The organism is Streptomyces sp. NPDC013317 (genome assembly GCF_055563155.1).
In genome coordinates, this window is the sequence record NZ_JBVHDX010000002.1 from 212,762 (window position 1) to 227,511 (window position 14,750).

Annotated in this window: 11 protein-coding genes; 3 read left to right on the forward strand and 8 right to left on the reverse strand. The window is 72.4% G+C overall.

Features of this window, described 5'->3' with window-relative positions; genetic code table 11:
• Positions 1-47: 47 nt before the first annotated feature.
• The 5 genes from ilvC to ACZ3IJ_RS05750 form a co-directional block, all read right to left on the reverse strand.
• Positions 48-1,049 carry a ketol-acid reductoisomerase gene (gene ilvC, locus ACZ3IJ_RS05730; RefSeq protein WP_467466425.1) on the reverse strand — a complete coding sequence of 334 codons (1,002 nt, stop codon included), beginning with the start codon at positions 1,047-1,049 and terminating at the stop codon, positions 48-50.
• Positions 1,050-1,122: 73 nt separating this feature from the next.
• On the reverse strand, positions 1,123-1,647 hold the full coding sequence (gene ilvN, locus ACZ3IJ_RS05735; protein ID WP_215065241.1) for an acetolactate synthase small subunit: 525 nt from the start codon (positions 1,645-1,647) through the stop codon (positions 1,123-1,125).
• 30 nt (positions 1,648-1,677) lie between these two features.
• On the reverse strand, positions 1,678-3,555 hold the full coding sequence (locus ACZ3IJ_RS05740) for an acetolactate synthase large subunit (protein WP_391798303.1): 1,878 nt from the start codon (positions 3,553-3,555) through the stop codon (positions 1,678-1,680).
• A 211-nt stretch (positions 3,556-3,766) separates the two neighbouring features.
• On the reverse strand, positions 3,767-6,619 hold the full coding sequence (locus ACZ3IJ_RS05745) for a putative bifunctional diguanylate cyclase/phosphodiesterase (RefSeq protein WP_467466938.1): 2,853 nt from the start codon (positions 6,617-6,619) through the stop codon (positions 3,767-3,769).
• A gap of 602 nt (positions 6,620-7,221) precedes the next feature.
• The gene (locus ACZ3IJ_RS05750) at positions 7,222-8,184 is read right to left on the reverse strand and encodes a 2-hydroxyacid dehydrogenase (RefSeq protein WP_467466426.1); all 963 of its coding nucleotides are present in this window, start codon (positions 8,182-8,184) and stop codon (positions 7,222-7,224) included.
• A gap of 74 nt (positions 8,185-8,258) precedes the next feature.
• On the opposite strand from ACZ3IJ_RS05750, the gene ACZ3IJ_RS05755 reads away from it, so the two are divergent.
• From ACZ3IJ_RS05755 to ACZ3IJ_RS05765, 3 genes are all read left to right on the forward strand, one after another.
• Complete coding sequence (locus ACZ3IJ_RS05755) at positions 8,259-9,257, forward strand: aldo/keto reductase (RefSeq protein ID WP_467466427.1); 999 nt, start codon at positions 8,259-8,261, stop codon at positions 9,255-9,257.
• 93 nt (positions 9,258-9,350) lie between these two features.
• On the forward strand, positions 9,351-10,475 hold the full coding sequence (locus ACZ3IJ_RS05760) for a PQQ-dependent sugar dehydrogenase (protein ID WP_467466428.1): 1,125 nt from the start codon (positions 9,351-9,353) through the stop codon (positions 10,473-10,475).
• Between the two features lie 19 nt (positions 10,476-10,494).
• A complete protein-coding gene (locus ACZ3IJ_RS05765; RefSeq protein ID WP_467466430.1) occupies positions 10,495-10,716 on the forward strand; it encodes a DUF6191 domain-containing protein in 222 nt (73 codons plus the stop codon).
• Here the strand turns inward: ACZ3IJ_RS05765 and ACZ3IJ_RS05770 are convergent.
• The 3 genes from ACZ3IJ_RS05770 to ACZ3IJ_RS05780 all read right to left on the reverse strand — a co-directional run bounded on the left by ACZ3IJ_RS05770 (position 10,713) and on the right by ACZ3IJ_RS05780 (position 14,597).
• Positions 10,713-13,766: a helix-turn-helix transcriptional regulator gene (locus ACZ3IJ_RS05770; protein WP_467466939.1), complete on the reverse strand. Its 3,054-nt coding sequence runs from the start codon at positions 13,764-13,766 to the stop codon at positions 10,713-10,715. The genes ACZ3IJ_RS05765 and ACZ3IJ_RS05770 overlap by 4 nt on opposite strands.
• A 34-nt stretch (positions 13,767-13,800) precedes the next feature.
• Positions 13,801-13,980 carry a hypothetical protein gene (locus ACZ3IJ_RS05775; protein ID WP_467466431.1) on the reverse strand — a complete coding sequence of 60 codons (180 nt, stop codon included), beginning with the start codon at positions 13,978-13,980 and terminating at the stop codon, positions 13,801-13,803.
• A 128-nt stretch (positions 13,981-14,108) separates the two neighbouring features.
• A complete protein-coding gene (locus ACZ3IJ_RS05780; protein WP_467466432.1) occupies positions 14,109-14,597 on the reverse strand; it encodes a hypothetical protein in 489 nt (162 codons plus the stop codon).
• Positions 14,598-14,750 lie beyond the last annotated feature (153 nt).

Below are 14,750 nucleotides of genomic sequence, written 5' to 3' on the forward strand. Positions count from 1 at the left end.
GGTTCGGCGCGGGGCCGGACAGTGTGTCCGGCCCCGTGCCCGAAGGCTTACGCCTCCTCGTCGTTCACCCAGCTCATGAGCTTGCGCAGCTCCTTGCCGGTGGTCTCCAGGAGGTGCTTCTCGTCCTGGGTCTTGTACTCGTTGTACTTCTTCAGACCGCCGTGGTACTCGTCCATCCAGTTCTGGGCGAAGGTGCCGTCCTGGATCTCCGCGAGGACCTGCTTCATCTCGGCCTTGGTGGCGTCGGTGATGATGCGCGGGCCGGTGATGTAGTCGCCCCACTCGGCCGTCTCGGAGACGGACCAGCGCATCTTCTCCAGGCCGCCCTCGTACATGAGGTCGACGATGAGCTTCAGCTCGTGCAGGCACTCGAAGTAGGCGATCTCCGGCTGGTAGCCGGCCTCGACCAGGGTCTCGAAGCCCGCCTTGACGAGGGCGCTGGCGCCACCGCACAGGACGGCCTGCTCACCGAACAGGTCGGTCTCGGTCTCCTCGGTGAAGGTCGTCTTGATGACGCCCGCACGCGTGCCGCCGATGGCCTTGGCGTAGGAGAGCGCCAGGGCGAAGGCGCTGCCCGTCGCGTCCTGCTCGACCGCGGCGATCGCGGGGACGCCGCGGCCCTCCTCGTACTGGCGGCGCACCAGGTGGCCCGGGCCCTTCGGGGCGACGAGCGCGACGTCGACGCCGGCCGGGGGCTTGATGAAGCCGAAGCGGACGTTGAAGCCGTGCGCGAAGAAGAGGGCGTCGCCGTCCTTCAGGTTCGGGGCGATCGACTCCTCGTAGACCTTGGCCTGGATCGGGTCCGGGATCAGGATCATGATGACGTCGGCCTCGGCGGCGGCCTCGGCGGGCGTCACCACGCGCAGACCCTGCTCCTCGGCCTTGGCCTTGGACTTGGAGCCCTCGTGCAGACCGACCCGGACGTCGACACCCGAGTCACGGAGCGACAGCGCGTGGGCGTGGCCCTGGCTGCCGTAACCGATCACCGCGACCTTGCGGCCCTGGATGATGGACAGGTCGGCGTCGTCGTCGTAGAACAGCTCGGCCACTGGGATTCTCCTTGGTGTGCTGGTGTTGCGTCCCACCGTACGGCGGGCGGGGGAAGGGAAGTCTTCTGTCTCGTCAGGCGGACCGGTCGAGGGCCCGCAGGGAACGGTCCGTGATGGACCGCGCACCACGCCCTATGGCGATCGTGCCGGACTGCACGAGCTCCTTGATGCCGAACTGCTCCAGCATCTTGAGCATCGCGTCGAGCTTGTCACTCGAACCGGTGGCCTCGATGGTGACCGCCTCGGGCGAGACGTCCACGGTCTTGGCGCGGAACAGCTGGACGATCTCGACGATCTGGGAGCGGGTCTCGTTGTCGGCGCGGACCTTCACCAGGACGAGCTCGCGCTGGATCGCAGCGGAGGGCTCGAGTTCGACGATCTTCAGGACGTTGACCAGCTTGTTGAGCTGCTTGGTCACCTGCTCCAGCGGCAGGTCCTCGACATTGACCACGATGGTGATGCGGGAGATGTCGGGGTGTTCGGTGACACCGACGGCGAGCGAGTCGATGTTGAAGCCGCGGCGGGAGAACAGCGCGGCGATCCGGGCGAGGATTCCGGGGGTGTTCTCCACCAGGACGGAGAGCGTGTGCCTAGTCATGTGTCGTTCCTCTTCCTACGGCTCTCGGTCTCAGTCGTCTTCGTTGTCGCCGAAGTCGGGGCGGACGCCCCGGGCGGCCATGACCTCGTCGTTGGAGGTGCCTGCGGCGACCATGGGCCAGACCTGGGCGTCCTCGTGGACGATGAAGTCGATCACGACCGGGCGGTCGTTGATGGCGTTGGCCTCTTCGATGACCTTGTCCAGGTCGGCCGGGTCCTCGCAACGCAGGGCGACACAGCCCATGGCCTCGGACAGCTTGACGAAGTCCGGGATGCGGGTGCCCTTGCGGGGCGCCGTGCTGGCACCGACCTGGGAGCCCGTGGCGCCGTGGCCGGTCTCGTCGGCGTGCAGGACCGTGCTGGAGTAGCGCTGGTTGTAGAAGAGGGTCTGCCACTGGCGGACCATCCCGAGGGCGCCGTTGTTGATGATGGCGACCTTGATCGGGATGTTGTTGAGCGCGCAGGTGACGAGCTCCTGGTTCGTCATCTGGAAGCAGCCGTCGCCGTCGATCGCCCAGACCGGGCGGTCCGGCATGCCGGCCTTGGCGCCCATGGCGGCGGGGACCGCGTAGCCCATCGTTCCGGCGCCGCCGGAGTTCAGCCAGGTGGCCGGCTTCTCGTAGTCGATGAAGTGCGCCGCCCACATCTGGTGCTGGCCGACGCCGGCCGCGTAGATGGTGTCGGCGGGGGCGAGCTGGCCGATCCGCTGGATGACCTGCTGCGGCGAGAGGCTGCCGTCCTCCGGCAGGTCGTAGCCGAGCGGGTACGTCTCGCGCCAGCGGTTCAGGTCGCTCCACCAGGAGGTGTAGTCGCCCTGGTTGCCCTCGCTGTGCTCGGCCTGGACGGCCTGGACCAGGTCGGCGATGACCTCGCGGGCGTCACCGACGATCGGGACGTCGGCGGCGCGGTTCTTGCCGATCTCGGCCGGGTCGATGTCCGCGTGGACGATCTTGGCGAAGGGGGCGAAGCTGTCCAGCTTGCCGGTGACGCGGTCGTCGAAGCGGGCTCCGAGGGCGACGATCAGGTCGGCCTTCTGCAGCGCGGTGACGGCGGTGACCGCACCGTGCATGCCCGGCATTCCCACGTGCAGCGGGTGGCTGTCGGGGAACGCGCCCAGCGCCATCAGGGTGGTGGTGACGGGGGCACCGGTCAGCTCGGCGAGCACCTTCAGCTCGGCGGTGGCGCCGGCCTTCAGGACGCCGCCGCCGACGTACAGCACCGGGCGCCGGGCGCCGGTGATCAGCTTGGCGGCCTCGCGGATCTGCTTGGCGTGCGGCTTGGTCACCGGGCGGTAGCCGGGCAGGTCGGTCTGCGGCGGCCAGCTGAAGGTGGTCTTCGCCTGCAGGGCGTCCTTGGCGATGTCGACCAGGACCGGGCCGGGACGGCCGGTGGAGGCGATGTGGAACGCCTCGGCGATCGTCCTCGGGATGTCCTCGGCCTTGGTGACCAGGAAGTTGTGCTTGGTGATCGGCATCGTGATGCCGCAGATGTCCGCCTCCTGGAAGGCGTCCGTGCCGATGGCCTTGGAGGCGACCTGGCCGGTGATCGCGACCAGCGGGACGGAGTCCATGTGGGCGTCGGCGATCGGGGTGACCAGGTTGGTGGCGCCGGGGCCGGAGGTCGCCATGCAGACGCCGACCTTGCCGGTCGCCTGGGCGTAGCCGGTGGCGGCGTGGCCCGCGCCCTGCTCGTGGCGGACCAGGATGTGGCGGACCTTCTGGGAGTCCATCATCGGGTCGTACGCGGGGAGGATGGCGCCGCCCGGAATACCGAAGACGGTGTCGGCCCCCACTTCCTCGAGAGAACGGATGAGGGACTGCGCACCCGTGACGTGCTCGACGGTGGTGGCGGTCTGTCCGCCGCTACGGGCCCGCGGCTGCGGATGGTGCCCGGTGGCCTGCTCGGTCATCAGCATTCTCTTCTCGAAGCAGAGGGTTTTTGCGAGGGTTTGGGAGGAGCCGGTGCAACAAAAAACCCCTCGTGCCGGGAGGCAAGCGAGGGGAGCGCGTCGGTAGCGTTTCAAGCCGGGCCGTCATGGCCCTGCTTCAGCCGACGCGCTTTCCAAGTACGAGAATTCGGGTGCGCATGGCACTGACCCTCCCCCCGACGCACCATCAGTGTCAAGTGGGTGGGACGGGCGTCTCATTATTTGAGCGCATCGGGGGATGGTTTCCGGCCGGAACCGCCTCCCCACCGGGGACGGGGTACTCCTCGCGCACGAGCGCGCGGCGCAGCCGGTACTCGTCGAGCGGGCCCGAGAACGCCATGCCCTGGCCGTGGGTGCAGCCCATGGCACGCAGGGCGAGCACCTGCTCGGGGACGTCCACGCCGTCGGCGACGGACTGCAGCCCGAGATCGGAGGCGATCCGGAGCAGCCCACTGGTGATCTTGCGGAGCCGGGCGGACTCCACCACGCCCTCGACGAGTCCCCGGTCCAGCTTCAGTACGTCGACGGGGAGGCGGCGCAGTGCGTTGATGGCCGCGTAACCGCTGCCGAAGCCGTCGAGCGCGATCCGGACGCCCAGCCGGCGCAGCACGACCAGGCGCTGCTCCAGGTCGTCGAAGGAGACCCGGGGGTCGCTGTCGGCCAGCTCGATCATCAGGGAGCCCGAGGGGAGCTCGTACCGGGTCAGGAGCGCCTCGACGGAGGCGAGGGGCAGCGAGCGGTCGAGCAGGCGGCGGGCGGAGAGCCGGACGGAGACCGGGGTGCGGTGGCCCAGCGCGGCCCGCTCGGCGGCGTGCTCGACGGCCTGCTCCAGGAGCCAGCGGCCGAGCTGGGCGACCCGCTCGCCGTCCTCGGCGACCCGCAGGAACTCTGCCGGGGTGAACAGCACCCCCTGGGCGGAGCGCCAGCGCGCCTGGGCGGCGACGGCGGTGATCCGGCCGGTGGCGAGGTCCACCACCGGCTGGTGGAGCAGGGCGAACTCTCCGCCGTCCAGGGCGGTGCGCAGCCGCGTGGCCAGTTCGGTCCTGCGGACGATCTCGGCCTGCATCTGCGGGGCGTACATCTCGACGCGGTCCTTGCCGGCCGCCTTGGCCCGGTACATGGCCAGGTCGGCGTTGCGCAGCAGGTCCCCGGCGCCGATGCCGGGTTCGGCGAACGCGACGCCGATGGAGGCGGCGACCCGCACCTCGTTCCCGCCCTCGACCTGGTACGGCTGGGACAGGGTGAGGCGCAGCCGGTCGGCGATCTCGTGGACCTGGTACTCGCGGGCGGAGCGGTCGCGTGTGCCGTCGCCCAGGATGAGCGCGGCGAACTCGTCGCCGCCGAGCCGCGCGGCGGTGTCCCCGGCCCGTACGGAGTCCTGGAGGCGGCGCGCGGCCTGGACGAGCAGTTCGTCGCCCGCCTGGTGGCCGAGCCGGTCGTTGACCGCCTTGAAGCCGTCGAGGTCGATGAAGAGCACGGCGGTGCCGGGGTCGGAGGAGCGCCGGCCGGCGAGCGCCTTGCGGACGCGCCGGGTGAACAGCGCCCGGTTGGGCAGGTCGGTGAGCGGGTCGTGCTCGGCGTTGTGCTGGAGCTGCGCCTGGAGGCGGACCCGTTCGGTGACGTCCCGGCTGTTGAAGATCAGCCCGCCCTGGTGACGGTTGACGGTGGACTCGACGTTGAGCCAGTCGCCGCGACCGGAGCGGAAGCGGCACTCGATCCGTGTGGTCGGCTCCTCCGAAGGAGAAGCCGCCAGGAAGCGGCGGACCTCGTGAACGACTGCGCCGAGGTCCTCGGGATGGATGAGCGAGGCCAGCTCGGAGCCGATCAGGTCCTCGGCCTCCCGTCCGTAGACCCCTGAGGCGGCGGGGCTGACGTAACGGAGTATGCCGGTGGGCGCGGCGATCATGATGACGTCGCTGGAGCCCTGCACCAGGGACCTGAAGTGGTTCTCCTTCTGGGCCAGTTCGTGGGTGAGGGCGATGTTGTCGAGGAGCATGATGCCCTGCCGGACGACCAGGGCGAGCACGACCGTGCAGCCGGTGAGGACGACCACGCGGTCCACTCTGCGTCCCTCGACGACGTTGTACAGGATGCCGAGCGTGCAGACCGCCGCGGCGAGATACGGGGTGAGGGCGGCCAGCGACCCGGCGACGGGGCGGCTGTGCTGGCGCTGGCCGCGCGGGGAGGGAACGCCCTCGGGCGTCCGGCGCGCTCCCCAGGGGGCGTACGCGAGGAGCAGCGAACCGGCGAACCAGCCCGCGTCGAGCAGCTGGCCGGAGGTGTAGTTCTCGCGGAGCAGCGGCGAGGTGAACAGGGCGTCGCACAGGACGGTCAGGGCGAGGGCGGCGATGGCCGTGTTTGTCGCGGAGCGGTTCGCGTGCGAGCGGCGGAAGTGGAGGGCGAGGACCATGCTGACGAGGACGATGTCCAGCAGCGGGTACGCCAGGGTGAGCGCGGCCCGTGCGACGCTCTCGCCCTCGAAGTGGGCGGTGTGCGCGAGGGCGAGGCTCCAGGAGAGGGTGAGCAGGGAGCCGCCGATGAGCCAGGCGTCGAGAGCGAGGCAGACCCAGCCGGCCCGGGTGACGGGCTTCTTGGCGAGCACGAGCAGGCCGACGATGGCGGGCGGCGCGAAGAGCAGGAAGAAGACGTCCGCGACGGAGGGGCTGGGCACTTCCCTGTGGAGCACGACTTCGTACCACCCCCAGACGGCGTTCCCCGCGGCGGCCATCGCCGAGGAGAAGGCGAAGAGCAGCCAGGCGGGGCGGGAGCGGCTCTCGTGGACGCGGGCGTAGAGGAAGCAGGAGACGCCCGCGGCGAGGGCGGCGACGCTGAGTCCGAAGTCGCCCATGATCAGGGCCAGTTGCTCGGACCCCCAGCCGAGGGCGGCACCCGTCGCGTATCCCCCGCAGACCAGGCCGAGGAGAATCTGGGTCAGGACCACCGGGGACCCGGAGCGGATGGGGCCGCGTCGGCGCTCGCCCGGTCCGGGGGCGACGGCGGGGCCCGCGACGCGGCCGCGCTCGATGAGCGCGCCGGGCGCGCTCATCGCTGCCCCCGGGCCTTCGTGCGCACCGGGACGCGGGGGTGCGGTGAGGCGACCGGCGCGGGGACGCGCGGCGCCCGCGGCGGAGCCTGAACCGACCTCGACGGAGTCCGGGGCGGCCACCGAGAGGCCTGGGGCCGCCGGGGCGGGGCCTGAGGCGGCCGGGGGCGAGGCGAGTGGGTCCAGGGCGTCCGCGCCGCGGTCCAGGGCTCCGGGACCCCGGGCCGCCGCGTCGCCCGGGTCCGGGACGTCCGGCTCGGCGGTGCGGCGGTCGACCTGGACGGGAAGGCCGGCTCCGCCGGCCGGCGTGTGGAGGCAGGCGCCCGGGCGGGGCGGCCCCGCGCCGTCGTCGCGTGCGAGGGTCGTGGACGGCGGCCCCGCCGCGTCGGATCGTCGGTCCATCGGCCGTACATCACCCGTCGCCCCCCTCGGAATCTGATGACCCGTCACGTCGCTCCCCGGCGTCAGCTCGTACTCGACGCAGCCCCCCGCTCCGGGACGATACACCAGGACCGTCACTCAGGGACAGGGTTGCTGTACTCTGCGTGACGGCCCCGGGGTTCGCGACAGGCGCACTGAGGGGGCGCGCTGCACGACCGCTCGGCTCAGGTGGTCAGGACCACGTTCGCCAGCCCCTCCCCCGCCGCGAACCGGGTGAGCTGGGCGGCGATCAGCCGCTTGGCGCGGGGCATGAACGCCGAAGTGGAGCCGCCGACATGGGGACTCACCAGAACACCGGGAGCGTGCCACAACGGGTGGCCCGGCGGCAGCGGTTCGGGATCGGTGACGTCGAGCGCGGCGGTGATCCGCCCGCTCTCGACCTCCTTGAGCAGCGCGGCGGTGTCGACGACGGGGCCGCGGGCCACGTTCACCAGAAGGGCGCCGTCCTTCATCCGGGCGAGGAACCCCGCGTCGGCAAGGTGCCTGGTCGCGGGCGTGAGCGGGGTGGAGAGCACGACCACGTCCGCCTGCGGTAGGAGGGCGGGCAGTTCCGAGAGGGGATGGACGGGACCGCGCTCCGTGGTGCGTGCGGAGCGCGCGACGCGCACCACCCGCGCGCACTCGAAGGGCACGAGCCGGTCCTCGATGGCGGCGCCGATCGACCCGTACCCCACGATGAGGACGGACTTGTCGGCGAGGGCCGGATAGAAGCCGTCCCGCCACTCCTCCTTGTCCTGGCCCCTGACGAAGCCGGGGATCCCGCGCAGCGAGGCGAGGATCAGGGCGAGCGTCAGCTCGGCGGTGCTGGCCTCGTGGACGCCCTTCGCGTTGCACAGCTCGACGCCCGGGGCCAGCGAACCGAGGCCGGGCGTCACATGGTCCGTGCCCGCCGAGAGCGTCTGCACGGCGCGCACCGAGGTCATCGCGGCGAGCGGCCGGACGGCGACCTCCGAGCCCTTCATGTACGGGACGACGTAGAACGCGCAGCGCGCCGGATCGGCGGGGAAGTCGCGACCGCCGTCCCAGAGAAGGTAGTTGAACCCCGACGCGCCCGGGTCGGGAAGTCCGTCGATCTCGTCCGCGGGAATCGGAAGCCACACGTCGGCGGCCGTCTCATCGAGTGTCATGACCGGGAGGCTATGCGAAGAATCCCGCTCGCCATTGGTTACTTTGGGGGCGGCACAGGGAGGGGTACCGGCAGGTGGAGCGCAGGACTATCGGGGCGGCGGCGCTCGACGTGGGCGCGGTCGGCCTGGGCTGTATGCCGATGAACTGGGCCTACAGCGCCTCGCAGCGGCGCGGTGACCGCTCGCTGCGAACGGTGCACGCGGCGCTCGACGCCGGGGTGAGCCTGCTCGACACCGCCGACATGTACGGCCCGTTCACCAACGAGCTGCTCGTGGGACGGTCCTTGAAGGAACGCAGGGCGGAGGCCTTCGTGTCGACGAAGTGCGGCCTGCTCGTGGGCGACCAGCACATCGTGGCCAACGGCCGGCCCGGGTACGTACGGCGGGCCTGCGACGCCTCGCTGCGGCGGCTGCAGACGGACGTGATCGACCTCTACCAGCTGCACCGAGCGGACCCGGAGGTCCCGGTCGAGGAGACCTGGGGCGCGATGGCCGAGCTGGTGTCGGCCGGCAAGGTGCGGGCGCTCGGGTTCTGCGCGGTCGGGGCGCGGGCGGCGCGCCGTGGCGGGGCGCACATGCACGAGGAAACGATCCGGCAGTTGGAACGGATCCAGCAGGTCTTCCCGGTGAGCGCGGTGGAGGCGGAGCTGTCGGTGTGGTCCCCGGAGGCGCTGGAGCGGCTTCTGCCGTGGTGCGAGGCGCGGGGTGTGGGATTCCTGGCCGCGATGCCGCTGGGGAACGGGTTCCTGACCGGGACGCTGACGCCGGGCGGTGGCTTCGAGCCGGATGATCCGCGGGCCAGGCATCCCCGGTTCACCGCCGAGATGATGGCCGCGAACCAGCCGCTGGTGGCGGGGCTGCGGCGGGTGGCGGCGCGGCACGGGGAGGACGTCACTCCCGCGCAGGTGGCGCTGGCGTGGACGCTGGCCCAGGGGCCGCACGTGGTGCCGATCCCGGGGACGAAACGGGAGTGCTGGGCGGTGGAGAACGCGCGGGCGGCGGAGCTGGTGCTCACGGCCGGGGATCTCGCGGAGATCGCGGGCCTTCCGGGGCCGCGCGGATCGTGGGACTGAGGGCCGGGATCACGGGCGGGCACGGAGACGGGAACCTGATCGGGCCGAGCGGTGTATCAAGGGTAGTGATCGCCGTTCGAAGGGATCGGGACCGTGGGCCGAGCTTATGTGGGAGCCGTGGGGGCCGCCGCCGTTCTGGGGCTGCTGGCGGGCTGTGCGTCGGGCGGGGACGGGGAGGGGGCCGCTTCACCCTCCGGAGCGCCCTCCGCGACCGTGTCCGCCACGGAGTCGGGGACGCCGGGCCCTCGGGGCTCCGTGCGCGTCGCCGGGACGCTGGCCGAGGATCTGGAGTCGCCGTGGGGCGTGGCCGCCCTGCCGGACGGTGATCTCCTCGTCGCCTCGCGTGACGAGCGCACGATCACCCGGGTCGACGCGGAGACGGGAAGAAAGACGCCGGTCGGAGAGGTGCCGGGGGTGGTGCCCGGCGGTGAGGGCGGTCTGCTCGGACTCGCCGTGCGGGACGGCCACGTGTACGCGTACGTCACGGCGGAGTCCGACAACCGCATCGTCCGCATGCCGTACGGAGGCGGGGCGTCGGACCGGCTCGGTGCGCCCGAGGTGGTCCTCGCGGGCATCCCGAAGGGGAACGTGCACAACGGCGGGCGGATCGCCTTCGGCCCGGACGGATTGCTGTACGCGGGCACGGGCGAGCGCGGCGAGACGGGGCTCGCGCAGGACGTGGAGTCGCTGGGCGGCAAGATCCTTCGGATGACGCCGGAGGGGAAGCCGGCGCCCGGCAATCCGTTCCCCGGCTCGGTGGTCTATTCGTACGGTCACCGCAATGTGCAGGGCCTGGCCTGGGACGCGGACGGGCGGCTGTGGGCGGCCGAGTTCGGCCAGAACACCTGGGACGAGCTCAATCTGATCCGGGCCGGGAAGAACTACGGCTGGCCGAAGGTCGAGGGCACGGCGGACGTGTCGGGGTTCGTGGACCCGGTGGCCCAGTGGAAGACGGACGAGGCGTCGCCGAGCGGTATCGCCTACGCCCAGGGCGCCATCTGGATGGCGGGCCTGAGAGGCGAGCGGCTCTGGCGGATCCCGCTGTCCGGAGCGGAACGCTCCGGGGACCCCGAGGCGTTCCTCGTGGAGGAGTACGGCCGGCTGCGCACGGTCCTGGCGGCGGATGACGGCCGGCTCTGGCTGACGACGAGCGAGACCGACACCCGGGGCACGCCCGAGGCCGGTGACGACAAGATCCTCCGCCTGGAGGTCGGATAGGGGCCCGATGTTCCACCTGATGGAAGAGCTGTTCGCGCCGAGCCAGAAGCACGCGTCCGACGAGCGGCAGCGGCTCGAACTGACCCGGGAGGACCTGGGCGACGCCGACCCCGGGCGCGGGCCGATCGACCTCGCCTCGGGCGCGGTGACGATACGCGTGCCGGCCCTGGCGACCCGCGACGACGGGGACGAGGACGGGGACCGCGGGGACGACGGCGATGACGGGGACGGGAAGCCCTAGGCGGTCGGCGCGGCCTCCTGCGGGATGGGCTCCAGGAGGCGGAGACGGTGCGCCAGGGCGGCCGCCTCGCCTCGGCCGGAGACCCCCAGCTTGGCCAGGATGTTGGAGACGTGGACGCTCGCCGTCTTCGGGGAGATGAAGAGCTCCTCGGCGATCCGGCGGTTGGTGTGGCCGGCGGCGACCAGGCGCAGGACGTCCTGCTCACGGGGGGTCAGGCCGAAGGCGTCGTCGCCCGGTTCGGGTTCCGGGGCGCGGTCGGGCGAGCTCAGCGGGAGGCGGGCACGGGCGGCCAGCAGCTCGACGTCCTCCCGGAGCGGGTGCGCGCCGAGCCGGACGGCCGTGGCGTGGGCTTCGCGGAGCAGCGCGGCGGCCTCGTCGCGCCGGCCGCCCTCGGCGAGGAGGGCGTCGGCGAGGCGGTGCCGGGCATGGGCCAGCAGGTAGGGGCGCTCCAGCGGCTCGTGGGCGGCGACGGTCTCCGCCCAGCGGTCCACCCGGTGGCGGCCCTCGGCGCGGTCCAGCTCCGCGGAGGTGTGCAGGGCGTACGCCTCCCAGACGGGTGCGGGGGTCGCCATCCCCCGGGCGCAGCGCCGGAGCAGGGCGAGCGTCTCGGCGCGGCCCTCCTCGGCGGCGGGCAGGCCCAGGGCGTCCGCCTCCGCGGAGGCGGCGGCGAGGAGCAGCGGCCAGGCCTCGCGGTGGGTGCCGGGCGGAAAGCCGGCCTCGACGGCGGCGGCGAGCACGGTCCGTACGTCCTGGATCCGGCCGGTGACGGCGGCGAGGCTCAGCTCGACCATGCGGGTGGGGATGACGTACTGGGGCATCGGGTCGGCCTCGCCGAAGTACTCGCGCGCGACGGCGAGCTGCTCGGCCGCCACGGTCGGCTCGCCGCGGGAGATGGCCAGTTGGGCAAGGCGGAGCGCCACGGCGCCGCGCGGCTTGGACCGGGTTCCGGAGCGCTCCAGCCACTCGCAGTTGCGTTGCGCCTCGCACCAGAGGCCGAGCGAGAGCTGCGTCTCCGCCAGGTTGGAGCGGATCCAGCCCTCGCTGTCGAGCAGGCCGTGGTCGCGGGTGAGCCGGATGCCGTCCTCGGCGACCTGGGCGGCCTCCCGGGAGCGGCCGAGGTTCTCCAGGGAGTGGGAGAGGTTGACGTGGGCCCGGGCGGACTCGTGGTGGAGGCCGAGGGCGCGGGTGCGGTCGCGCACCTCGTACATGGTGGCGAGTCCGGTCTCGCGGTCGCCGGCGCTGACCTGGAGGGTGCCGAGGGTGAGGCGGGCGGAGAGTTCGATGGACTCGTCCTTGACGAGCCGGGCGTACTCGACGGCCCGTTCGGCGGCGACGAGGCTCTCGGGGCCGGGTGTGTGGAGCATGCCCCAGCCCGCGGCCACGACGAGCACGCGGGCGTGCACGCCGGACGGGGGCAGGCCCTTGACGAGTTCCTGGGCGGTGGCGATCTCGGCCCAGCCGTCGGAGCGGCCGAGTCCGGAGACGATGCGGGAGCGTTCGGTCCAGAACCAGGCGGACCGCAGCGGGTCGCGCTCCTCGGCCTCGTCCCCTTCGAGGAGCCGCAGAGCCGTCTTGCCGATCTTCAGGGCGCGTTCGCGCTCTCCGCACAGCCGGGCGGCGTACGCCGCCTCGGCGAGCAGGTCGAGATAGCCCAGCGGGGTGGTCTCGGGGTCGCAGCCGCAGGGCGGATAGGCCTCGGCGTAGTCCATCGGCCTCAGGGAGCGGCGTACTTCGTCGGGGACCTCGTCCCAGAGCTCCATGGCCCGCTCGAGGAGACGGAGTTGCTCGGCGTAGGCGTACCGCTTGCGGGCCTCGACGGAGGCGCGGAGCACGGCCGGCAGCGCCTTGGCGGGGTCGTGGGCGCGGTACCAGTAGGTGGCGCTCCGGGTGGCGCGCTCGTCGGCGCGGACCAGGGTGGGATCGGCCTCCAGGGCCTCGGCGTAGCGCCGGTTGAGGCGGGAGCGTTCACCGGGGAGCAGGTCGTCGCTGACGGCCTCGCGGACCAGGGAGTGGCGGAAGCGGTAGCCGTCGCCGTCCGGGACGGCGAGCAGGATGTTGGCACCGACGGCAGCCCTGAGCGCCTCGATGAGGTCGTCCTCGGAGAGCCGGGCGACGGCGGCGAGCAGCGCGTACTCGACGGTGGAACCGCCCTCGGCGACGATCCGCGAGACGCGCTGGGCGTCCTCGGGGAGCGCCTCGACCCGGACGAGCAGCAGGTCGCGCAGGGATTCGCTGAGGGAGCCGGGGGCGCAGCCGGCCTCGTGGGAGACGACGAGCTCCTCGACGAAGAAGGCATTGCCGTCGGAGCGGTCGAAGACCCCGTCGACGAGGGCGGCGTCGGGTTCGGCGGCGAGGATGCCGGTGAGCTGGCGGCGTACCTCGGCGCGGGTGAAGCGGGCGAGTTCGATCCGCCGGATGGTCCGCAGCCGGTCGAGTTCGGCGAGGAGCGGGCGCATCGGGTGGCGCCGGTGGATGTCGTCGGAGCGGTAGGTGGCGACGACGACGATCCTGCCGCGGCGCAGGGTGCGCAGGAGATAGGCGAGGAGGTGCCGGGTGGAGGCGTCGGCCCAGTGCAGGTCCTCCAGGACGAGCACGAGCGTACGGTCGGCGGCGAGGCGTTCCAGGAGCCGTACGGTCAGTTCGAAGAGGCGGGCGGTGGAGTTCTCGTGGGAGGGCTCGTGGCTGCCGACGTCGCCGAGTTCGGGGAGGAGCCGGGCGAGTTCGCCCTCCTGGCCGGCCGCGGCTTCGGCCAGTTCGGCCGGGAGCCGGCGGCTCAGGGCGCGCAGGGCCGTGGAGAACGGCGCGAACGGAAGGCCGTCCGCGCCGATCTCGACACAGCCCCCGACGGCGACGAAGGCGCCACGGTCGTGGGCCGTGGCCACGAACTCCTCGATGAGCCGCGTCTTGCCGACGCCCGCCTCGCCGCCGACGAGCAGAGCCTGGGGCTCTCCCTCGGCGGCCCGGACGAAAGCGTCGGTGAGGGCGGTGAGTTCACCGGCCCGGCCGACGAACACGGGGCTGACTGACCTGGTCTCCACGGCGCCGAGCATCGCACAGACGTCCGGCGTCCGGGCCATGCGGGGTTCACGCGGCCCGGACGAAACGGCCGGGCTCGGTGCTCACCCGCCCCTCGGCTTCGTGGCTGCCGGACCGCTCGGCCTTCGCGGCCCGCCGCGCCTTGACGGCCTGGCGGGACAGGCGGTGGGCGGCGGCCTCGCGGATGAGCTCGGAGTGGTGCATGCGGTGCAGTTCGTACGCGAACATCTCGTTCTCCCTGGTGTCGGTATCGCTCCTTGCGATGCCTCGACTCTCGTCTCCCAGGGGGTGCGGCCGCATCGGGCGAGTGCCGCATGTTCGGCGTACGGGGGGCCTTAGGAGCGCCCCAGGGTGCCTTAGGGCGTGGGCGCGGTGGGGAGGTTCAGGAACAGGTCGAAGTACATCCCCGCCGACAGGAAGAGGCCGACCGCGCCCAGGACGGCGCCGGCGAGGGCCACGGCACGGACCCAGCCGGGCCGCTGCGGGCGGACCAGGACGAGCACGGCGACGACGAGGGCGAGGAACGCGAAGACGCCGTTGACAAGTGCGGTGCTGTGCCAGGCGTCGGCGTAGATCTCGTTGATCTGCTGGGCGGCGGTGCCGCCCTGGGCCTTGATCTGCCCGACGAGGGTCTCGCGCTCGCTGACGACCTTGCCCACCCAGGTGCCGGTCAGGGCGGCGACCCCGAGGCCGGCCGAGACGACGGCCGCGGCGGCCGCGCCCACGCCGTCGCCGGAGGCCTCGGCGGAGGCCGATCCCGCCTCGGTGCCGTCCTCGTCGTCGTCGAACTCGTCGAGCTCCGCGACGCCGTCGAGCTCGGCCGGCTCCCCCTGCGCGGACTTCACGGGTGCCACGGCATCCGCGGGCTCCACGGCCTCGACAGCCGCGCCCCCGGCGTCGTTCCCGGCCTTGTCCGCCGTCCCGGCCTTCTCCGCCTTCTCCGTCGTCTCGTCGGGCGCCGGCGTCTCGTCAGTCTTGATAGGTGCCGCGCATGAGAA

Coding starts and splice junctions, on each gene's coding strand:
- ACZ3IJ_RS05745 (WP_467466938.1), bottom strand. CDS start 6,619: ATGAGCGCGCCCGGCGCGCTCATCGAGCGCGGCCGCGTCGCGGGCCCC.
- ACZ3IJ_RS05750 (WP_467466426.1), bottom strand. CDS start 8,184: ATGACACTCGATGAGACGGCCGCCGACGTGTGGCTTCCGATTCCCGCG.
- ACZ3IJ_RS05765 (WP_467466430.1), top strand. CDS start 10,495: ATGGAAGAGCTGTTCGCGCCGAGCCAGAAGCACGCGTCCGACGAGCGG.
- ilvN (WP_215065241.1), bottom strand. CDS start 1,647: ATGACTAGGCACACGCTCTCCGTCCTGGTGGAGAACACCCCCGGAATC.
- ACZ3IJ_RS05740 (WP_391798303.1), bottom strand. CDS start 3,555: ATGACCGAGCAGGCCACCGGGCACCATCCGCAGCCGCGGGCCCGTAGC.
- ACZ3IJ_RS05770 (WP_467466939.1), bottom strand. CDS start 13,766: ATGCTCGGCGCCGTGGAGACCAGGTCAGTCAGCCCCGTGTTCGTCGGC.
- ACZ3IJ_RS05775 (WP_467466431.1), bottom strand. CDS start 13,980: ATGTTCGCGTACGAACTGCACCGCATGCACCACTCCGAGCTCATCCGC.